The organism is Variovorax trehalosi, assembly GCF_051216415.1.
GTDB lineage: Bacteria > Pseudomonadota > Gammaproteobacteria > Burkholderiales > Burkholderiaceae_C > Variovorax.
Window position 1 is genome coordinate 354,884 of the sequence record NZ_JBPJZG010000007.1, and the last position, 18,913, is coordinate 373,796.

Annotated in this window: 18 protein-coding genes and 1 tRNA gene; 15 read left to right on the plus strand and 4 right to left on the minus strand. The window is 66.3% G+C overall.

Annotated features, from left to right (window positions below; translation table 11 throughout):
* Positions 1–6: 6 nt before the first annotated feature.
* Together ACSFA7_RS26440 and mutM are read right to left on the minus strand one after the other, a co-directional pair.
* Complete coding sequence (locus ACSFA7_RS26440) at positions 7–1,971, minus strand: dynamin family protein (protein ID WP_206175293.1); 1,965 nt, start codon at positions 1,969–1,971, stop codon at positions 7–9.
* Between the two features lie 88 nt (positions 1,972–2,059).
* Positions 2,060–2,872: a bifunctional DNA-formamidopyrimidine glycosylase/DNA-(apurinic or apyrimidinic site) lyase gene (gene mutM / locus ACSFA7_RS26445; protein WP_435502130.1), complete on the minus strand. Its 813-nt coding sequence runs from the start codon at positions 2,870–2,872 to the stop codon at positions 2,060–2,062.
* Between the two features lie 70 nt (positions 2,873–2,942).
* On the opposite strand from mutM, the gene ACSFA7_RS26450 reads away from it, so the two are divergent.
* The 8 genes from ACSFA7_RS26450 to ACSFA7_RS26485 all read left to right on the plus strand — a co-directional run bounded on the left by ACSFA7_RS26450 (position 2,943) and on the right by ACSFA7_RS26485 (position 9,459).
* The gene (locus ACSFA7_RS26450) at positions 2,943–4,790 is read left to right on the plus strand and encodes a tetratricopeptide repeat protein (protein WP_435502090.1); all 1,848 of its coding nucleotides are present in this window, start codon (positions 2,943–2,945) and stop codon (positions 4,788–4,790) included.
* A 140-nt stretch (positions 4,791–4,930) separates the two neighbouring features.
* Entirely contained in the window at positions 4,931–5,308 is a 378-nt protein-coding gene (locus ACSFA7_RS26455; RefSeq protein ID WP_435502091.1) for a lipoprotein insertase outer membrane protein LolB, read from the plus strand.
* Positions 5,305–6,186: a 4-(cytidine 5'-diphospho)-2-C-methyl-D-erythritol kinase gene (ispE, locus tag ACSFA7_RS26460; RefSeq protein ID WP_435502092.1), complete on the plus strand. Its 882-nt coding sequence runs from the start codon at positions 5,305–5,307 to the stop codon at positions 6,184–6,186. The genes ACSFA7_RS26455 and ispE overlap by 4 nt, the downstream gene beginning before the upstream one ends.
* Before the next feature lie 70 nt (positions 6,187–6,256).
* Positions 6,257–6,333: transfer RNA gene (locus tag ACSFA7_RS26465), tRNA-Gln, on the plus strand.
* Between the two features lie 143 nt (positions 6,334–6,476).
* Positions 6,477–7,451 (plus strand): ribose-phosphate pyrophosphokinase, encoded by a 975-nt coding sequence (locus tag ACSFA7_RS26470; RefSeq protein WP_042582779.1) that lies wholly within the window; start codon positions 6,477–6,479, stop codon positions 7,449–7,451.
* Between the two features lie 87 nt (positions 7,452–7,538).
* The gene (locus ACSFA7_RS26475; RefSeq protein ID WP_435502093.1) at positions 7,539–8,210 is read left to right on the plus strand and encodes a 50S ribosomal protein L25/general stress protein Ctc; all 672 of its coding nucleotides are present in this window, start codon (positions 7,539–7,541) and stop codon (positions 8,208–8,210) included.
* 73 nt (positions 8,211–8,283) lie between these two features.
* A complete protein-coding gene (gene pth, locus ACSFA7_RS26480) occupies positions 8,284–8,916 on the plus strand; it encodes an aminoacyl-tRNA hydrolase (protein ID WP_435502094.1) in 633 nt (210 codons plus the stop codon).
* Positions 8,917–9,114: 198 nt separating this feature from the next.
* The gene (locus ACSFA7_RS26485; RefSeq protein ID WP_435502095.1) at positions 9,115–9,459 is read left to right on the plus strand and encodes a hypothetical protein; all 345 of its coding nucleotides are present in this window, start codon (positions 9,115–9,117) and stop codon (positions 9,457–9,459) included.
* Here ACSFA7_RS26485 and ACSFA7_RS26490 read toward each other — a convergent pair.
* Positions 9,445–9,729 (minus strand): YfhL family 4Fe-4S dicluster ferredoxin, encoded by a 285-nt coding sequence (locus tag ACSFA7_RS26490; protein ID WP_435502096.1) that lies wholly within the window; start codon positions 9,727–9,729, stop codon positions 9,445–9,447. The genes ACSFA7_RS26485 and ACSFA7_RS26490 overlap by 15 nt on opposite strands.
* A 104-nt stretch (positions 9,730–9,833) precedes the next feature.
* On the opposite strand from ACSFA7_RS26490, the gene ACSFA7_RS26495 reads away from it, so the two are divergent.
* The 7 genes from ACSFA7_RS26495 (at position 9,834) to ACSFA7_RS26525 (ending at position 18,223) form a co-directional block, all read left to right on the plus strand.
* Entirely contained in the window at positions 9,834–10,784 is a 951-nt protein-coding gene (locus ACSFA7_RS26495) for an ABC transporter permease (protein WP_435502097.1), read from the plus strand.
* Positions 10,781–11,659, plus strand: a complete 879-nt coding sequence (locus ACSFA7_RS26500; protein ID WP_435502098.1) for an ABC transporter permease — start codon at positions 10,781–10,783, stop codon at positions 11,657–11,659. The genes ACSFA7_RS26495 and ACSFA7_RS26500 overlap by 4 nt, the downstream gene beginning before the upstream one ends.
* A 5-nt stretch (positions 11,660–11,664) precedes the next feature.
* Positions 11,665–12,654, plus strand: a complete 990-nt coding sequence (locus tag ACSFA7_RS26505) for an ABC transporter ATP-binding protein (RefSeq protein WP_435502099.1) — start codon at positions 11,665–11,667, stop codon at positions 12,652–12,654.
* Complete coding sequence (locus tag ACSFA7_RS26510; protein ID WP_435502100.1) at positions 12,651–13,481, plus strand: ATP-binding cassette domain-containing protein; 831 nt, start codon at positions 12,651–12,653, stop codon at positions 13,479–13,481. The genes ACSFA7_RS26505 and ACSFA7_RS26510 overlap by 4 nt, the downstream gene beginning before the upstream one ends.
* Before the next feature lie 118 nt (positions 13,482–13,599).
* Complete coding sequence (locus ACSFA7_RS26515) at positions 13,600–15,093, plus strand: ABC transporter substrate-binding protein (RefSeq protein WP_435502101.1); 1,494 nt, start codon at positions 13,600–13,602, stop codon at positions 15,091–15,093.
* Between the two features lie 221 nt (positions 15,094–15,314).
* Positions 15,315–16,802, plus strand: a complete 1,488-nt coding sequence (locus ACSFA7_RS26520; protein WP_435502102.1) for an ABC transporter substrate-binding protein — start codon at positions 15,315–15,317, stop codon at positions 16,800–16,802.
* A complete protein-coding gene (locus tag ACSFA7_RS26525) occupies positions 16,799–18,223 on the plus strand; it encodes an amidase (protein WP_435502103.1) in 1,425 nt (474 codons plus the stop codon). The genes ACSFA7_RS26520 and ACSFA7_RS26525 overlap by 4 nt, the downstream gene beginning before the upstream one ends.
* A 48-nt stretch (positions 18,224–18,271) precedes the next feature.
* Here the strand turns inward: ACSFA7_RS26525 and ACSFA7_RS26530 are convergent, their stop codons facing one another.
* On the minus strand, positions 18,272–18,898 hold the full coding sequence (locus ACSFA7_RS26530; RefSeq protein ID WP_435502104.1) for a YitT family protein: 627 nt from the start codon (positions 18,896–18,898) through the stop codon (positions 18,272–18,274).
* Between the last annotated feature and the right edge of the window lie 15 nt (positions 18,899–18,913).

An 18,913-nucleotide genomic window follows, 5' to 3' on the forward strand; every position in this document is an offset into this window, starting at 1 on the left:
GAACGCTCAGGCCGCACGCAACTCGCTGACGGCGGCAACCGCGGCTTGCGGCTTGCCTTGCTGCGTGATCAGCGAGGTGAACTCACGCAGGCGGGCATGCAGTTCGGCCAGGTTGGTCTCCTGCGCAGCCAGCTCCAGCAGCCGCTCGTCGAGATTCCCCGCCGCGTTCTGGATGCGTTCGATTGCCTCGATGCGCTTGCTGAAATTGCGGCGACGCTCCTTGAGCTGCGCATCGATCTGCGCGCTCGCGCCCTTGCTCCAGCGCTCGACCTCGGTCATCGCGGCCTCGTTGACCAGGCGCAGGCGGCTGGCCAGCGCTCGAACCAGCTTGTCGCAGAAATCGGCCTGCGCAAGCTTCAGCAGATTGCCGACGCCCAGATAGTGGATGTGGCTGCGCTCGATCTGGCTGAGCTCCTGCTCGAAGCCCGTGAGATCGGGCTCGGCCGGCGCCTGCAGGGTGAAGCCCTGCTCGGCATTGAGCTGGCGAAAGGTGGCGTGCAGCATCGACTGGATCTCGGCCGTCGTCGCCTGCACTTCGCGCAGGTTGTTGCGCAGCGAATCGAAGGTCTCGCCATACACCTTGCGCACATTGAGCTTGATGCCGGGGCGCTTGAGCGCTGCCGACAGCCGCACCATGTCGGCCTTGAGCGCGGTGCGGCCCAGCACGGCGTACACCTCGCGCAGCAGCTTGCCCTGCACCGAGCGCAGCGCCAGGATGCGGGTGTTGCTGCCTTCGAACTCGGCGTGTTCCTGGTCGATGCGCGAGCGCATGTGGCGGATCACCGAGACGTTCTTGCCGCGCAGCCCCTGCAGTTCGAGCGCCTGCTCGGACAGGTCGCGCTGGCGCACCTTCAGGATGCGTTCGGCCTCGGTGCGCAGCGCGGTCATGCCGGCATCGACGGCCAGGCGCAGCATGGTCTCGCGCTTGCCGAGCACGCCTTCGCCCAGCAGCGCTTCGAGCGCGGGCAGGCGGCTGGCTTCGAGCAATCGAGGGTCGTGCTGGATCTTCGCCTGCAGGCCCTTCTGCGCGGACACCGGCAGCACCTGCGCGAGCGGCACTTCGAGCAGCCGGGCCGCACTGTCGCGCTGGCGCTCGATCTGCATTTCGATCTGCGCGTGGGTGCTCAGCGAGTCCCACATCGTGTCGATCTTGTTGAGGACCACGAAGCGCGTGTCGCCGCCTTCGTCCTCGGTGATCAGGTGTTCGCGCCAGATCGAGAGGTCGGAGCGCGTCACGCCGGTTTCGGCGCCCAGGATGAAGACCACGGCGTGCGCCTGCGGGATCAGGCTCACCGTCAGTTCGGGCTCGGCGCCGATCGCGTTCAGGCCCGGGGTGTCGAGAATCACCAGCCCCTGCTCCAGCAAGGGATGCGGCATGTTGAGCACGGCATGGCGCCAGCGCGGGATTTCGACGCGGCCTTCGGCGTCCTGCACCGGGTTGTCGTCGGGCGTCTCGGGATTCCAGAAGCCGAGCGCGCGGGCCTCGTCCTTGCTCACCCAACGCACTTCGGCCACCTTGCCCATGGCCTGGGCCAATTGCTCGGCATTGCCGACCTCGATCGGAATCTCGGTCCAGCGGGTCGACTTTTCGCGCCAGTGGGTCAGCGAATGCGGCTCCAGGCGGGTTTCGATCGGCAGCAGCCGCAGCTTGGGCGCGATGGCGGGGTCGTAGCCCAGCTCGGTCGGGCACATCGTGGTCCGCCCCGCGCTCGCGGGCATGATGCGGCGCCCGTAGTCGGCAAAGAAGATCGCATTGATCAGCTCCGACTTGCCGCGTGAGAACTCGGCCACGAACGCGACCATCACCTTGCTGGTGCGGATCTGCAGTTCGAGGCCCCGCAGGCGCTCGGCCACGGCCTGGTCGAGCAGCTCGTTCTCAGTCAGCCAGCGGGACAGCCACTGCAGCCGATGGGCGAAATTGCTCCGCCACGCACCGTGCTGATCGAGTTGTTGGTTGAAAGAGCGGCTCAAGGGAAATATGTAAGAAAGAGCTTACAAATATAGCATCGCAAACCGCACAGCGGCTGTTTGCAGGGTATTCATTCGAAGCCGCAACACGCTACTTTTGACAATTAGGACAAAAATATGTGGAGCGCTGCCCCTGGCGGAGCTGCTTGATCGGCGTTGCGCAGACCCGACACGGCTCGCCGGCCCGGCCATAAACGGTGGCTTCGAGCTGGAAATAGCCGTTTTGCCCGTCCACGTTGGAGAAGTCGCGCAGCGTGCTTCCGCCCTTTTCCACCGCCCTGGCCAAGATTTCGCGCACCGCCGCATGGAGCTTCGCCGCTCTCGGACGGCTGATGCGCGCGGCCGACAGCGTCGGGCGGATGCCGGCTTGGAACAACGCCTCGGACGCATAGATATTGCCGACCCCCACCACCACGTCGCCCGCCAGCAGCACCTGCTTGACAGCCGTCTTGCGCTTGCGCAGGCCCGCGTGGAAGGCATCGAGGTCGAAGGCGTCCCCCAGCGGCTCCATGCCCAGGCCGCCGAGCAGCTTGATGGCCCAGGGCGCGGCCTCGTCGTCCACGTAGACCACGGCGCCAAAGCGGCGCGGATCGTTCAGCCGCAGGGTGCCGCGATCGGTGACGAGGTCGAAGTGATCGTGCGTGCCGGGCGGCGGCAGCGCCGCGTCGAAGCGCAGGCTGCCCGACATGCCCAGGTGCAGCAGCAGCAGGCCCCGGTCCAGGTCGATCAGCAGGTACTTGCCGCGTCGCCGCACCTCGCGCACATGCCGCCCGACCAGTGCCTCGGGCACGACCATCAGAGCCCATCGGAGCGGTTTTCCGATGCGCACGGATTCGATGCGCGCGCCGGCGATGCGATCGGCAAATCCGCGGCGGGTGACTTCGACTTCGGGTAACTCAGGCATGAAAGTAAAACTCCGGCGAAGACGAAGCCCCACGCAACGCTCGTTCAAAAGCCTCGATTATCATGATTCGATGATTCCATCGCCCCGCCGACACCGCCTTGCGGCGGCCGCATCTCTCGTGTTGCTGGCTTGCGCGGTGCATGCGCAAACCTCTGATCCCGCCGCCCCCAACAGCCCGGCACCCATCATCGAGCGCAACGCGCCGCCGAGGCCGGCGGTCCGGCCCCGGGTCACAGCCCCGAAGCCCGCCAGCGAACCTGCCGCGCAGCCCTCGGCGCTGACCGCCGACCTGTTCTACGAAATCCTGATGGGCGAGATGACCGCCCGCTCCGGCGACCCCGGCTCCGGCTATGCGCTGGTGCTCGACGCGGCACGCCGGCTGCGCGACGGCAAGCTGTTCCAGCGGGCAGTCGAGATCGCGCTGCAATCGCGCTCGGGCGATGCTGCGCTGGCCGCAGCCCGCGCCTGGCAAGAGGCGCTGCCCACCTCGCGTGATGCACGGCGCATCGAATTGCAGATCCTGATCGCGCTGAACCGCATCGGCGAAACGGTCGAACCCCTGCGTGCCGAAGTGGCGGCCACCTCGCAGATCGAGCGTCCACTCCTCATGGCGGTGATCGCGCGCAACTATTCGCGCGCCTCCGACAAGAAGCTGGCCGCCTCGGTGGTCGAACGCGCACTGGTCGACGAACTCAAGAGCCCGACGACTGGCGGTTTGGCCTGGGCCACCGTGGGCCGGCTGCGCCTCAATGCCGGGGACAACTCCGGCGCGCTGGAAGCCGCGCGCAAGGGCCAGGAAGTCGATCCGGCCTCCGACGCCCCGCCCGCGCTGGCGCTCGAGCTGATCGATCCCCGCCAGCCGCTGGCCGAGCCGATCGTGACGCGCTACCTCGCGAGCAACACCAAGGCCACGCCCGATCTGCGCATCGCCTATGCGCGCGTGCTGGTCGAGAACCGCCGCTACAGCGACGCCCAGACGCAGCTGCAGGCGCTCACCACGGCACGGCCCGAACTGGCGGAGCCCTGGTTGCTGCTCGGCAGCCTGCAGATGCAGGCCAAGCAGGACGGCGCGGCGGAGACCTCGCTCAAGCGCTACATCGAGCTCTCCTCCAGCCAGAGCAACAAGGACGCCGACGCGGCCGATCGCAAACGCGGTGTGACGCAGGCCTACCTCGCACTCTCGCAGTTGGCGGAACGGCGCAAGGACCTCGTGGGCGCGGAGCGCTGGCTCGCGCGCATCGACAGCACCGAGGACCTGACCATCGCCCAGACCCGCCGCGCGGGCCTGCTGGCACGCCAGGGCAAGCTGCCCCAGGCACGCGAAATCATTCGTGCCCTGCCGGAGCGCACGCCCGACGACAAGAAGCAGAAATTCCTTGCCGAAGTGCAACTGCTGCGCGACGCCAAGCAATACCAGGCCGCCTACGACATGCTGGCGCAGGCCTCCGCGGCCGCACCCGACGACGGTGACCTGGTCTATGACCAGGCCATGGTGGCCGAGAAGTTGAACCGCCTCGATGACATGGAACGGCTGCTGCGCCGGCTGATCCAGCTGAAGCCCGAAAGCCAGAACGCCTACAACGCGCTGGGCTACTCGTTCGCCGATCGCAAGATCCGGCTCGACGAAGCCCGCACGCTGATCCAGAAGGCGGTGCAGCTGGCACCAGAAGACCCGTTCATCGCCGACAGCCTGGGCTGGGTCGAATTCCGGCTCGGCAACACGGCCGAGGCAATCCGCATCCTGGAGGCCGCCTACAAGACCCGGCCCGATCCCGAGATCGGCGCGCACTTCGGCGAAGTGCTGTGGAGCATCGGCCAGAAGGATCGTGCTGTGACGATCTGGAAGGAAGCGCTGCTGAGCGATGCGGAAAACGAGACGCTGCAGGAAACGCTGAAACGCCTGCGCGTCAAGCCGTGACGATGCTCGCCTCCGGACCGCATGCCGGTCGCCGGGCGTTTCTGTCGGCAGGCGGGGCAGCTCTTCTTTTGATAGCAGGTTGCGCCCAACTGACGGGCGGTTCATCAGCGCCGAGGGGTACGGACAGCTGGAGCGGCCGGATGTCGTTGCGCATCGACAGCGAACCGGTCCAGACCTTTGCCGCGCTCTTCGAGCTGCGCGGCTCGGCCGATACCGGCGAACTCACGCTGACGACCCCGATCGGCAATACCTTGGCCCAATTGCACTGGTCGCCGGGCGAGGCTCTTCTGAAGAACGGCAGCGACACCCGCCGCTACGAGTCCGTCGACGCGCTGATCGAAGCCGCGACCGGCGCGGCGATACCGGTGGGCGCGCTGTTCGGCTGGCTCGCCGGGCGCAACGAAAGCGTGCCCGGCTGGCGCCCCGACTTGGGCCAACTCGCAAGCGGGCGCCTGCAGGCCACGCGCGAGTCCCCGAGCCCCCGGGCGGACCTGCGCATCGTGTTCGAGCGGTCATGAAGGCCCTCTACGACCTTCCCGCACCGGCCAAGCTCAACCTGTTCCTGCACATCACGGGCCGGCGCGACGACGGCTATCACCTGCTGCAGTCGGTCTTCATGCTGATCGACTGGTGTGACACGCTGCATGTCGAGCTGCGGCGCGACGGCCAGCTGACCCGCGAAGACCTCACGACCGAGCTGCCTGCCGACGACCTCGTCCTGCGCGCCGCCCGTGCACTGCAGGCGCACGCCGCGCCCGGCCAGGGCGCGCACATCGGCGTCGCGAAGCATGTGCCGGCACAGGCGGGCATGGGCGGCGGGTCGTCGGATGCGGCCACCTGCCTGCTGGCGCTCAACCGCCTGTGGAACCTGAACCTGCCCTTGTCCCGTCTGGCGCAGATCGGACTGAAACTGGGTGCCGACGTGCCTTTCTTCCTCGGTGGCCATCACGCGTGGGTCGAAGGCATCGGCGAGGAAATCACGCCCGTCACCCTGCCGCCGGCGCGCTTCGCCGTGGTCAAACCCACCGAAGGATTGGATACCCGTCTAATTTTTTCAGCTGATGATCTTGAACGCTCAACTCCTGTTGCTATAATCTCGGGCTTTGCTGCAGATAGCGAACAGCTTGAAGCCCCAAACCTCGATAACAAGGTTTTCGACTTCGGCCACAACGACCTGCAGCCGGTTGCCCAGCGACTTTGCCCCGCGGTCACCGATGCCATCGAATGGCTCGGCGCCCAAGGATTGAAGGCCCGGATGACCGGCTCCGGAAGTTCGGTGTTCGCAAAATTGCCGCAAGGGCCGCATGAAGCGGAACTGGTCGAAGCCCCCGCGGGCTGGCAGGTTCGTCAATGCAGCAACCTGGCTGTTCATCCTCTCGTAGGGTGGGCAACCTGAAAATGGTCAGATCGCTTTTGTGGTCCGACGCGACATATATCGGTTGATGGTGCAAACCGTCGACCCGTGTAGGGGAGTCGCCAAGCTGGTTAAGGCACTGGATTTTGATTCCAGCATGCAAAGGTTCGAATCCTTTCTCCCCTGCCAAATTTTCTGAAACTGCGGCCTGATGGCCGCAGTGTTTCTTCTGCAGCACACCCGCTGCAATAATCGGCAGCCCACGGGCCGCCACGACTCAAAACCTTTTGGCGGCTTCCTCCAAGCCAATTTCGCACTGCCGGGACGCGCTCATGCAGGCTAATCACCCTGACTTCATGGTTTTCACCGGCAATGCCAATCCTGGCCTCGCCGCAGAAATCGCGCACAACCTCGGCACCTCGCTGGGCGCCGCACGCGTCGGTCGCTTCTCCGATGGAGAAGTCACTGTCGAAATCAACCAGAACGTCCGAGCACGCGACGTGTTCGTGGTGCAGTCGACCTGTGCACCGACCAACGAAAACCTGATGGAACTGCTGATCATGGTCGACGCGCTCAAGCGCGCCTCGGCCGAGCGGATCAGCGCCGTGATTCCCTACTTCGGTTATGCCCGCCAGGACCGCCGCCCGCGTTCGAGCCGCGTGCCGATCTCGGCCAAGGTGGTGGCCAACCTGCTGGAAACCGTCGGCGTCGAGCGCGTGCTCACGATGGACCTGCACGCCGACCAGATCCAGGGCTTCTTCGACATCCCGGTCGACAATATCTATGCCTCGCCGGTCCTCCTGGGCGACCTGCGCGCCAAGAACTACGAAGACCTGATCGTGGTCTCGCCCGACGTCGGTGGCGTGGTTCGTGCCCGTGCGCTGGCCAAGCAACTGAATTGCGACCTCGCGATCATCGACAAGCGCCGCCCGAAGGCCAACGTCAGCGAAGTCATGAACGTGATCGGCGAGATCGACGGCCGCAACTGCGTGATCATGGACGACATGATCGACACGGCCGGCACGCTGGTCAAAGCGGCCGAAGTGCTGAAAGAGCGCGGCGCCAAGAGCGTCTACGCCTACTGCACGCACCCGATCTTCTCGGGCCCGGCCATCGAGCGCATCACCAAGGGCTCGGCCCTCGATGAAGTGGTCGTGACCAACACCATTCCTCTTTCCGATGCGGCCCTCGCATGCGGAAAGATCCGCCAACTCTCCGTGGCACCGCTGATCGCCGAGACGATCCAGCGCATTGCCAAGGGCGAGTCGGTGATGAGTTTGTTCTCGGACCAGGACAACCTGTTCTGACCCGAGAACCAAAGAGCGGGCTTCCTTCCGGAAGCCTTTTTGAACCGGAGTCGCACTGGTCGCGGTGGACTCTCACAGGAGCTAGTTATGAAATTCGTCGCTTTTGAGCGCGCCAAGCAGGGTACGGGTGCGAGCCGCCGTCTCCGCATCTCGGGCAAGACGCCCGGCATCGTCTACGGTGGTGAAGGCCAGCAGCCCCAGCTGATCGAAATCGATCACAACGCGCTGTGGCATGCCCTCAAGAAGGAAGCCTTCCACTCGTCGATCCTCGAAATGGAACTCGGCGGCGCCTCCAGCAAGGTGCTGCTGCGCGACGTGCAGTACCACCCGTTCCGCCAACTGGTGCAACACATCGACTTCCAGCGCGTCGATGCCAAGACCCGCCTGCACATGAAGGTGCCGCTCCACTTCAAGGGTGAAGAAGAGTCCGAAGCCGTCAAGACCGCGCACAACCTGGTGAACCACGTGATCACCGAGCTGGAAATCAGCTGCCTGCCGACCGACCTGCCCGAGTTCATCGAAGTGGACCTCTCCGGTCTCACGAAGAACGCCACGCTGCACGTCAACGACATCAAGCTGCCCAAGGGCGTGAAGTACGTGAGCCACGGCAAGAACAACCCGGTCATCGTGTCGGCCGTGCCGCCGCTGGTCGCCGAAGAGCCGGCACCCGCCGCCGAAGGCGCAGCTGCTGAAGGCGCCGCACCGGCTGCCGGTGGCAAGGCTGCCGCCAAGACGGCCAAGCCCGCCGCGAAGAAGTAATTCTTCCCGTCCCCTGCAAAAGGCCCGCCTCGTGCGGGCCTTTTGCTTTGGGGGCGGCGAGATAATTCCAGCCATGATCAAGCTGTTCGTCGGCCTCGGGAACCCAGGCCCTGAGTACGAAGCCACGCGCCACAACGCGGGCTTCTGGTGGATCGACGCCCTCGCGCGCGACTGGAAACTCAACCTCGTGCCCGAGCGCGGCTACCACGGCCTCGCGGCGCGCGCCAGCATCGGCGGCCAGAGCATCTGGCTGCTGGAGCCGCAGACCTTCATGAACCTCTCGGGCAAATCGGTGGCCGCGCTCGCGCGCTTCTTCAAGATCGCGCCCGAGGAAATCCTCGTGGTGCACGACGAGCTCGACGTGGTGCCCGGTCAGGCCAAGCTCAAGTTCGGCGGCAGCCATGCGGGCCACAACGGCCTGCGCGACATCCACGCGCAGCTGGGCACCGGTGACTACTGGCGGCTGCGCCTGGGCATCGGACATCCCGGCGTGAAGTCGGAGGTCGTCAATTGGGTGCTCAAGAAACCGCTGAAGGAGCAGCGCGAGCTGATCGAGGACGCCATCGTCCGCACGCTGCATGCCGCGCCCGCGCTCGTGGCCGGCGAGATGGAGAAAGCGACCATGCTCATTCACACAAGCAAACCACCTCGGCCCAAACCGCCGCGGCGGGAGCCCGGCGAAGGGGGCACGCCTGCCGCCACCTAGCCGGCAACCGGAGCGCAGGAGGGAGAGAAATAAAAAATGAAGACGAGAAAAAGAGAAAAGAGGGCGGGGAAATTCGGACTGGCTATATTTTTAATAGCAGCCTGCGCGTATTCCAACGGCGTGGCCGCCCAGGGCTCCGCAAAGACCTGGCGATGCGGCAGCACCTACTCGGACCGCCCCTGCGAAGGCGGCAAGACGGTGAAGGTCGACGACCCGCGCAGCAACGAGGATCGGCGCGCTGCCGAAGCCAGCGCGAAGCACAACAGCGCACAGGCCGACAAGCTGGAGCACTCCCGCCTGTCGCTGGAGAAAGCAGCCTATGACCGCGATCGCCAGTCGGCGAGGGAAGCCAGGAGCGCCGCGCTGGCCGAAAGGCGCATGGCCCTGTCCGAGCAGCAGGCCCGCGAGCGCGCAAGCAAGGCGCTCGGCGATCCGCGCAAATCCACCATGAGCTTCAACAGCGGTGGGTCAGGCAGCAAGTCGGCCGGCGACGCCCCGGCGAAGAAAAAGAAGCGGAAGTCCCGCGACTCAGACGCCGGCTGAAGAAGGCGAAACCGCCGTCACCTTGATCGCCGTGAGGCGCTGGTACTTCTGCATCAGCGTCTCGCGGCTTTCCACGTGCTCGGGGTTCAGGGGAATGCACGCGACCGGGCAGATCTGCACGCACTGCGGCTCATCGAAGTGGCCGACGCATTCGGTGCACTTGTGTGGATCGATCTCGTAGTACTGCGCGCCCATGTAGATCGCATCGTTCGGGCACTCGGGCTCGCAGACATCGCAGTTGATGCATTCGTCGGTGATCATGAGGGCCATCCCCCGATTATCGGCGGACCGGCCGGGCCACCCGTCCGTGAATGACAAAGGCCACATTCACGGCACATTTGTTGCAGCACTCGGGTTATGCTGCGCCCCGCCCCATGAGTCTGTTTCTATTCAAGCGCCTCGCCACGCTGATCGGCACGTTGATCGGCGCTTCGGTCATCGTCTTCCTCGTCCTGGAGATCCTGCCCGGCAACGCCGCGCAGATGCTCATGGGCCCCGACGCCTCGCCCGACGCCGTCGCGGCGCTGGCCACCAAGCTGGGCCTGGACCAGCCCGCGTGGACGCGCTACTGGCACTGGATCGGGGGCCTGCTCACCGGCAACCTGGGCGACAGCTACGCCTACAGCTCGCCGGTGCTCGACCTCATCCTCGAGCGCCTCGCGCTCACCGTGCCGCTCGCCATGATGGCAATGGCCCTCACGGTGGTGATCGCGCTGCTGGTGGGCGTGACCGCCGCAGCGCGCCACAACAAGCTCGGCGACGTGGGCCTCATGGGCATGGCGCAGGTCGGCATCGCGATCCCTAATTTCTGGTTCGCGATCCTCTTGATCCTGGTGTTCTCGGTGCAGCTGCAATGGTTCTCGGCCGGCGGCTTCGAGGGCTGGGGCGAAGGCATCTTCGCGGGCCTCAAATCGCTGCTGCTGCCGGCGCTGTCTCTCGCGGTGGTGCAGGCGGCGATCCTTGCGCGCATCACGCGCTCGGCCGTGCTCGAAGTGATGCGCGAAGACTTCGTTCGCACCGCGCGCGCCAAGGGCGTGTCGCAGCGCATGGTGCTGTGGACCCACGTGCTGCGCAACGCCATGATCCCGGTCATCACGGTGATGGGCATGCAGTTCTCCGAACTGCTCGCCGGCACCATCGTGGTGGAGAACGTGTTCTACCTGCCGGGCCTGGGCCGCCTCATCTTCCAGGCCATCAGCAACCGCGACCTGATCGTGGTGCGCAACTGCGTGATGCTGCTCGCCGCGCTCGTGGTCATCGTGAACTTCGTGGTCGACGTGCTCTATGCCGTGATCGATCCGCGCATCAAGGCGAGCGACATATGAGCAGCAGCGTCGCCGTCCCGAGCGCTGCCGCGCTCAAGGTGCCGGGCTTCTGGCGCCGCGCGCTGCACCACCGCAGCTTCGTCATCGGCGGCGTGCTCACGCTGCTGCTTCTGCTGGCCGCCGCCCTCTCGCTCGTCTGGACGCCCTGGTCGCCCTACGAGATGGACATGGCCAACAAGCTCAAGCCGCCGACCGGCTCGCACTGGCTGGGCACCGATACCTACGGGCGCGATGTGGCCTCGTTGCTGCTCGTGGGCGCGCGCGCGTCCATCCTCGTGGGCGTGATCGCGGTGGGCATCGGCCTGGTGGTCGGCACCGCGCTCGGCCTGCTCGCCGCCGCGAAGCGCGGCTGGGTCGAGGAAGCCATCATGCGGCTGACCGACTTCTCGCTCGCATTCCCCGCGATCCTCTCGGCGATCATGATGACGGCCGTGTTCGGCGCCGGCATCGTCAACGCCATCGTGGCGATCGGCATCTACAACATCCCGACCTTCGCGCGCATCACGCGCGCCTCGGCCAACGCGATCTGGTCGCGCGAGTACATCGCCGCCGCGCGCGCCTGCGGGAAGGGCGCGTTCTCGATCACGATGCAGCACGTGCTGCCGAACATCTCGGCGGTGCTGATCGTGCAGATCACGATCCGCTTCGCCATCGCGATCCTGGCCGAAGCCGCGCTCTCCTACCTGGGCCTGGGCACGCAGCCGCCGCAACCGTCATGGGGCCGCATGCTCAGCGAAGCGCAGACGATGATGTTCCAGTCGCCCCTGCTCGCCGTGTTCCCCGGCATGGCCATCGCGCTGGCGGTGCTGGGCCTGAACCTGCTGGGCGACGGCCTGCGCGATCTGCTCGACCCGCGCCTTGCGCGCGCAAGGTAAGCGACATGCCTCTGCTCCAAGTCAAGGACCTGCACATCGAACTGCAAACGCAGCGCGGCCCGGCCGAGGCCGTGCGCGGCATCGATTTCACGCTGGAGCGCGGCGAAACGCTGGGCATCGTGGGCGAGTCGGGCTGCGGCAAATCGATCACCGTGATGTCGCTCATGGGGCTCCTGCCGTCGAACGCCAAGGTCACCGGCAGCATCCGCTTCGACGACACCGAGCTCGTCGGCCGCGACGAAAAGGACATGTGCCAGATCCGCGGCAACCGCATCGGCATGATCTTCCAGGAGCCGATGACGGCGCTGAATCCGGTGCACACGATCGTGCGCCAGGTCGGCGAGCCGCTCAGGCTGCATCGCGGGCTCTCGAAGGCCGAGGCGCGCAAGGAAGTGCTCGCGCTGCTGGAGCGCGTGGGCATTCCCGATGCCGCCTCGCGGCTCGATGCGTATCCGCACCAGTTCTCGGGCGGTCAACGCCAGCGCATCGGCATCGCGATGGCGCTGGCCTGCGGCCCCGACCTGCTGATCGCCGACGAGCCCACGACCGCGCTCGACGTGACCATCCAGAAGCAGATCCTCGAACTCATCCAGAGCCTGGTGCAAGAGCGCGGCATGGCGCTGATCCTGATCTCGCACGACCTGGGCGTGATCGCGCAGACCGTCTCCAAGATGCTCGTCATGTACGGCGGCAGCGTGGTCGAGAGCGGCCCGACCGAGGCCGTGTTCGCCCGCCGCGCCCACCCCTACACGCAAGGCCTGTTCGCTGCGCGTCCCGCGCTCGGCGCACCGCGCGGCGTGCGCCTGGCCACCATCCGCGGCAGCGTGCCCGAGCTGGTCGACCTGCCCAAGGGCTGCCCGTTCGCGGGCCGCTGCGGCTACACGATCGACGCCTGCCACATCACGCGGCCAGCGCCCGCGATGCTGCCGCACGACCATGCGGTGCGATGCATCCGGCTCGACGACATCGCGGTGGAAGCCGCCGTTGCCCCATGAGTGAATCCACCCTCGGCTCGCCGTTGCTGGAGGTGACCGACCTCGTGCGTCACTACGACCTGCCGCGCGAAAAACTCTTCGGCCCGCCGCCGACCGTCAAGGCGCTCAACGGCGTGAGCTTCAAGGTCCAAGCCGGCCGCAGCGTCGGCATCGTCGGCGAATCGGGTTCGGGCAAGTCGACCATCGCACGCCTCGTGATGGCGCTCGACACCCCTACCTCGGGCAGCGTGAAGCTGCTCGGCCGTGATCTGCATACATTGCCCAAGAGCGAACTGCGCACCGCACGCCGCGATTTCCAGATGGTCTTCCAAGACCCGTATGGTTCGCTCGATCCGCGCCAGACCGTCGCACGCATCGTCGCCGAACCGCTCGAGGCATTGGCAGAAGCATCGCGCCAGGAACAACGCGAACTCGCCGCCGAATCGCTTGCAGCCGTCGGCCTGCGCACGACCGACATGGACAAATATCCGCACGAATTCTCGGGCGGACAACGACAACGCATCGCCATCGCACGCGCGCTCATCACACGCCCCAAGCTCATCGTCGCCGACGAGCCCGTCAGCGCGCTCGACGTGTCGGTGCAGGCGCAGGTGCTCAATCTCATGCAGGACCTGCAGCAGCAGTTCGGCGTGAGCTACCTGCTCATCAGCCACGATCTTGCGGTGGTCAACCACCTGTGCGACGACGTGTGCGTGGTGTGGAAGGGCCTCATCGTCGAACAGGGCCCGCCGGGCGAGCTGTTCCGCAACGCGCAGCACCCGTACACGCGCACGCTCCTCGACGCGGTGCCGCGCACGCCCACCGGCGGCACCTTGCTCGCGGCCTGACACCGGAGCGTCGCCGACGCTTCGTAGGATGAGTCGGTCATAAGCATCTGGTTGCGCGCAGGCACCGGTCTCGCGGATGATGCTTGCCCCTTCCCGAGGCCACCGAGGACACCGCTCCATGCTCAAACGACGCACCTTGCTTGCCACCAGCGCCGCAGCCCTGACGCCGCTCGCATTGCCGATCGGCGCCTTCGCGCAAAAGAAAAAAGATTCGCTGGTCATCGGCCTCACGCTCGAACCCACGGGCCTGGACCCCACCGCCAAGGCCGGCGCCGAGATTTCCGAGGTGGTGCTCTACAACGTCTTCGAGACGCTCACCAAGATCAATTCCGACGGCAGCGTCACGCCGCTGCTCGCCAAGAGCTGGGAGGTTTCGCCCGACCTGAAGACCTACACCTTCAAGCTCAAGCGCGGCGTGAAGTTCCAGAACGGCGAGGCCTTCAACGCGCAGAGCGTGAAGTTCTCGTTCGACCGCGCGGCCGCGGCCACCAGCACCAACAAGGACAAGCGCACCTTCGCCAACATCGCCACGCAGGTGCTCGACGAACACACCGTGGTGCTGATCAACAAGGAGATCGAGCCCGACCTCTTGTTCCTGCTCGGCCAGGCGTCGGCCATCCTCGTGGAGCCCAGGACGGTGGAGACCAACGCCACCAAGCCCGTCGGCACCGGCCCCTACCGCCTGGACAACTGGGCCAAGGGCTCGAGCATCGTGCTCGCCAGGTGGGACGGTTATCGCCACGCCGATGCCGCGCAGATCCGCAAGGTGAGCTTCCGCTTCATCTCGGAGCCGGCCGCGCAGACCACCGCGCTGCTCTCGGGCGACGTCGATCTGTTCCCGCATGCCTCGGTGTCGCGCAGCCTGCCGCAGTTCCAGAACGACAAGCGCTTCCAAGTCGTCTTCAATGCCTCGCGCGGCAAGACCATCCTGGCCATCAACAACAAGCGCAAGCCGCTGGACGACGTGCGCGTGCGCCGCGCCATCTCCGCGGCCATCGACCGCAAGGCCGTCATCGAAGCAGCGGTGGACGGGCGCGGCATTCCGATCGGCAGCCACTACGTGCCGGGCGCGCCGGGCTACATCGACACCACGGGCATCAACGCCTACGACGTGGAGAAGGCCAAGAAGCTCCTGGCCGAGGCCGGCGTGAAGACGCCGCTCGAACTGGAGCTCGTACTGCCGCCCCCGCCCTATGCGCGGCAGGGGGGCGAACTCATTGCCGCGCAGCTCGCCAAGGTGGGCATCGTCGCGAAGATCCAGAACGTCGAATGGGCGCAGTGGATGAGCGGCACCTACGGCAACAAGAACTACGACCTCTCGCTGATCCTGCACGTGGAACCCTTCGACCTGGTGAACTACACCAAGCCCGAGTACTACTGGGGCTACCAGTCGGCCAAGTTCAACGAGGCCTTCGACAAGGCGCGCAATGCGCCGCGCGCAGCCGACCGGCTGCGCCACCTCGGCGATGCACAGCGGCTGCTGGCCGAGGACGCGGCCAACGTCTTCCTCTTCCAGCCGCAGTTCATCACCGTGGCGTCGCGCAACTTGCGCGGTCTCTGGAAGGACGCGCCGATCTTCGTGAACGACATCGCCGCCCTGTACTGGGCCTGACGACAGACGCGAAAAGCCCTGCGGTATCCGGGAACGTCCCGAGGAAAAACCGCCCTGCAGGCCAGGCGCCGGCCCACCCGCTGCGAGAGAATGATCTGCTGCGCAGGTGGCATCTTTCGTGCTGCGTGCCTTGTCTTTCGTGGCGCCGCGCCTCCCTTCGGGGCACGGCAGGCGCCCAAGCAGTCATTCGACCCCTGGCCGTTTTCCGGAGATACCCAAGTATGTTGAACCGTCGCACCCTCCTCACCACCGCCGGCGCCACCGTCGCGCTGGCCACCCCTCTGGCCGGCATGGCCCAAGGGCGGAAGGACGCCATCGTGATCGGCATGGCGCTCGAGCCACCGGGCTTGGACCCGACGGCCGGCGCCGCCGCGGCGATTGCCGAGATCGTGCAATACAACATCCTGGAGACGCTCACCAAGATCAATGCCGATGGCAGCGTCACGCCGCTCCTGGCCGAGAGCTGGGAAATCTCGCCTGATCTCAAGACCTACACCTTCAAGCTCCGGCGCGGCGTGAAGTTCCAGAACGGCGAGCCCTTCAACGCGGCCACCGTCAAGTTCTCGTTCGACCGCGCCGGCGGCGAGAAGAGCACCAACAAGGACAAGCGCACCTTCGCCAACCTCGCCACGCAGGTGGTGGACGACTACACCGTGGTGGTCATCAACAAGGAGATCGACCCCGACCTGCCCTTCGTGCTCGGCCAGGCCACGGCCGTGATCGTCGAGCCCAAGAGCGCCGAGGGCAACGCCACCAAGCCGGTCGGCACCGGCCCCTACAAGCTGGACGCCTGGGCCAAGGGCTCCTCGCTCACGCTGAGCAAGTGGGAGGGCTTCCGCAGCCCCGCCACCGCCAAGATCAACAAGGTGACCTTCCGCTTCATCGCCGACACCGCCGCGCAGGCGGCCGCGTTGATGGCGGGCGACGTCGATGTGTTCACCCGCATCGGCACGCGCGTGGTGCCGCAGTTCAAGGCCAACCCGCAGTTCCAGGTGATCCTGGCCGGCTCGCGTGCCAAGACCATTCTCTCGATCAACAACCAGAAAAAGCCGCTGGACGACGTGCGCGTGCGCCGCGCCATCCTCGCGGCCATCGACCGCAAGGCGGTGATCGAAGGCGCCGCCGACGGCTTGGGCGTGCCAATCGGCAGCCACTACGTGCCGGGCGCGGCGGGCTTCGTCGACACCACGGGCGTCAATCCCTTCGACATCGAGAAGGCCAAGAAGCTGCTGGCCGAAGCCGGCGTGAAGACGCCGCTCGAACTCAAGATGACGCTGCCGCCACCGCCCTACGCGCGCCAGGGCGGCGAGGTGATCGTGGCCCAGCTCGCCAAGATCGGCATCGTGGTGAAGGTGCAGAACGTCGAGTGGGCGCAGTGGCTCAGCGGCACCTACGGCAACAAGGACTACGACCTGTCGATCATTTCGCACGTCGAGCCCTTCGACCTGGGCAACTACGCCAAGTCGGACTACTACTGGGGCTACCAGTCGAAGGCCTTCAACACGCTGTTCGACAAGATCAAGTCCACCGCCAATGCCACCGAGCGCAACAAGCTGCTGGGCGATGCGCAGAAGATGCTGGCCGCCGACGCCGCCAACGGCTTCCTGTACCAGCCGCAGTTCCCGACGATCGCCAAGAAGAACGTGAAGGGCCTCTGGAAGGAGAACCCGATCTTCGTGAACGACCTGTCGGCCCTGTCCTGGGGATGAGCGTCACCGTGTCCGATGCCCCTTCATTGAGCGACCTGTCCGCGCAGGAACTCTCGGCCGCGTACCGCGACAAGCGCCTGTCGCCGGTCGAGGTGACGCAGGCCGTGATCGCGCAGATTGAGCGCTGGGAGCCGCACCTGCAGGCCACCTGGCTGTTCCGTCCCGAGGCCGCGCTCGAACAGGCGCGCGCTTCGGAGGCGCGCTGGCAGCGCGGCGATGCGCTCGGCCCGCTCGATGGCGTGCCGACCACCATCAAGGAAAACATCGCCACGCGCGGCGACCCGATGCCGGCTGGCACGGCCGCCGTCGACCTGAAGCCCGCCACTGCCGATGCACCGCCGGCCGCGCGCCTGAAGGAAGCCGGCGCGGTGATCGTGAGCAAGACCACCATGCCGGACTACGGCATGTTGTCATCGGGCCTCTCGAGCTTCCACACGCTGGCGCGCAACCCGTGGGACCTCGGCAAGACGCCCGGCGGCTCCAGCGCCGGTGCTGGCGCCGCGACTGCAGCAGGCTACGGCCCGCTGCACCTGGGCACCGACATCGGCGGGTCGCTGCGGCTGCCCGCGAGCTGGTGCGGCATCTTCACGCTCAAGCCGAGCCTGGGCCGCATTCCGATCGATCCACCCTACATGGGCCGCGCCGCAGGGCCGATGACCCGCACCGTCGGCGATGCCGCATTGATGATGCAGGCGCTCTCCAGGCCTGATGCGCGCGACAGCATGAGCCTGCCGGCGCAGGACATCGACTGGGCGGCCTTCGACGTGTCGCCCGACCATCTGCGCGGCTTGCGCATCGGGCTGCTGCTCGATGCGGGCTGCGGCCTCGCGGTCGAACCCGAGATCCAGACGGCCGTCGAACACGCCGCGCGCCTGTTCGAAAAAGCCGGCGCGGTCGTCGAGACGATGCAGCCCTTCATGTCGCAGGCCATGCTCGACGGCATGGACCACCTGTGGCGCATGCGCTCGCTCGTGGACATGAAGGCCCTGCGCGCCGACCAGCGCGCCAAGGTGCTGCCCTACATCCGCGAGTGGGCCGAGAGCGCGGTCGAGTTCAGCGGCGAGCATGTGTTCCGCAGCTTCAGCCAGTTCCATGCGACGCGCGTGGCGGCGGTGCAGGCGTGCGCGCGCTTCGACTACGTGATCTCACCGGTGTCGCCGAACATGCCTGCCGCGGCCGAGGCGCCGTCGCCCACCAACGATCCGCTGCGGCCGCTGGAGCACATCGGCTTCACGGTGCCGTTCAACATGTCGGAGCAGCCGGCCTCTTCGGTGAACTGCGGGTACTCGGCGGGCGGATTGCCGATCGGGCTGCAGATTGCCGGGCACCGGTTCGACGACCTCGGTGTGCTGCGCGTGTCGCGTGCGTTCGAGCAGATTCGCGAGTTGCAGCGGCCCTGGCCTGTGGTGCCTTCGCGCTAGGAAGCGCGTTGTTCAGGGCGGCGCTCATGTCCTGAACACGCGACCGACTCAAGTCGCCGCGTAACGCCCCGGCTTGTGGTTGATCCACAAGAAGAGCCCCATCACCACCGCAGCCAGCACCGACCATCCCACGCGCTGCGGTGGAATCACGAACAGCGCGAGCAGCACCACCGTGCAGTCGATGCCGATCTGCACCTTGCCGGCGGGCCATCCGCGCTTTTCCTGCAGGTACAGCGTCAACACCGTCGCGCCGCCCAGGCTTGCGCGGTGACGTGCGAGGAACAGGCAGCCCGTGCCCAGCAGCAGGCCGCCGAACACCGCAGCAAAAGCCGGATGGAGTGAATCGATCGACAGGTAGCGCGGCGCCCAATCGGTCATCACCGACAGCAGCGCGATCGCCGAGAAGGTCTTGAGCGTGAAGGTCCGGCCCATGTGGCGCCAGGCGAACCAGTAGAACGGCAGGTTCACCAGGAAGAACAGCTTGCCGAAGCTCACGCCGGTTGCGTAGTGCAGGATGAACGCGACACCCGCCGTGCCGCCCGTGAGCAGGCCCGCCTGGCCGAACAGCATCATGGCGATGGCGACGAACAAAGTGCCCGAAAAGATCGCCTGCGCGTCATCGAAACGGGAATGGCGCAGCAGATCCGGCAGGTTGTTGGGTTGTGGCGCGTCCATGGCGGGTATGACGCA

Bases quoted from the DNA above. Each gene is read 5' to 3' on its own strand.
- mutM (WP_435502130.1), bottom strand. From the start codon at position 2,872: ATGCCTGAGTTACCCGAAGTCGAAGTCACCCGCCGCGGATTTGCCGAT.
- ACSFA7_RS26450 (WP_435502090.1), top strand. From the start codon at position 2,943: ATGATTCCATCGCCCCGCCGACACCGCCTTGCGGCGGCCGCATCTCTC.
- ACSFA7_RS26455 (WP_435502091.1), top strand. From the start codon at position 4,931: ATGTCGTTGCGCATCGACAGCGAACCGGTCCAGACCTTTGCCGCGCTC.
- ispE (WP_435502092.1), top strand. From the start codon at position 5,305: ATGAAGGCCCTCTACGACCTTCCCGCACCGGCCAAGCTCAACCTGTTC.
- ACSFA7_RS26470 (WP_042582779.1), top strand. From the start codon at position 6,477: ATGCAGGCTAATCACCCTGACTTCATGGTTTTCACCGGCAATGCCAAT.
- ACSFA7_RS26475 (WP_435502093.1), top strand. From the start codon at position 7,539: ATGAAATTCGTCGCTTTTGAGCGCGCCAAGCAGGGTACGGGTGCGAGC.
- pth (WP_435502094.1), top strand. From the start codon at position 8,284: ATGATCAAGCTGTTCGTCGGCCTCGGGAACCCAGGCCCTGAGTACGAA.
- ACSFA7_RS26490 (WP_435502096.1), bottom strand. From the start codon at position 9,729: ATGGCCCTCATGATCACCGACGAATGCATCAACTGCGATGTCTGCGAG.
- ACSFA7_RS26495 (WP_435502097.1), top strand. From the start codon at position 9,834: ATGAGTCTGTTTCTATTCAAGCGCCTCGCCACGCTGATCGGCACGTTG.
- ACSFA7_RS26500 (WP_435502098.1), top strand. From the start codon at position 10,781: ATGAGCAGCAGCGTCGCCGTCCCGAGCGCTGCCGCGCTCAAGGTGCCG.
- ACSFA7_RS26505 (WP_435502099.1), top strand. From the start codon at position 11,665: ATGCCTCTGCTCCAAGTCAAGGACCTGCACATCGAACTGCAAACGCAG.
- ACSFA7_RS26510 (WP_435502100.1), top strand. From the start codon at position 12,651: ATGAGTGAATCCACCCTCGGCTCGCCGTTGCTGGAGGTGACCGACCTC.
- ACSFA7_RS26515 (WP_435502101.1), top strand. From the start codon at position 13,600: ATGCTCAAACGACGCACCTTGCTTGCCACCAGCGCCGCAGCCCTGACG.
- ACSFA7_RS26520 (WP_435502102.1), top strand. From the start codon at position 15,315: ATGTTGAACCGTCGCACCCTCCTCACCACCGCCGGCGCCACCGTCGCG.
- ACSFA7_RS26525 (WP_435502103.1), top strand. From the start codon at position 16,799: ATGAGCGTCACCGTGTCCGATGCCCCTTCATTGAGCGACCTGTCCGCG.
- ACSFA7_RS26530 (WP_435502104.1), bottom strand. From the start codon at position 18,898: ATGGACGCGCCACAACCCAACAACCTGCCGGATCTGCTGCGCCATTCC.